We start from the raw sequence: 223 nt of genomic DNA, 5'->3' as shown, positions 1-223 counted from the left end.
CTTCCGCGTAGCGGGTATCGTCGATGAGGCCGGCGCGCAGGCTCTTGGCCACCACCTCGTCGATCATGTCCTGGAATTCCGCCGGATCCTCGCCGCGCAGGCGGCAGCGCTTGTCGACCTTGCGCCTCAGGACGCGCCGCAGGTTCTCGGCCGAGGAGGCATAGCGTTCGAGATAGGCGAGCGCCGCCCGCTGCAGATAGGCGGCGCTGACCTGCCGTGGAGG

The 223-nt window shown here is 69.1% G+C and carries 1 pseudogene; it reads right to left on the bottom strand.

The window, feature by feature from the left end:
* Window positions 1-223 (bottom strand): annotated as a pseudogene (locus E4K09_RS26770) (regulatory protein RecX); the annotation flags it as partial.

The sequence above is a fragment of the Microvirga pakistanensis genome, assembly GCF_004458765.1.
GTDB classification, from domain to species: Bacteria; Pseudomonadota; Alphaproteobacteria; order Rhizobiales; family Beijerinckiaceae; genus Microvirga; species Microvirga pakistanensis.
The sequence above is the reverse complement of the archived record's forward strand: the minus strand, read 5'-3'. Positions and strand labels throughout refer to the sequence as shown.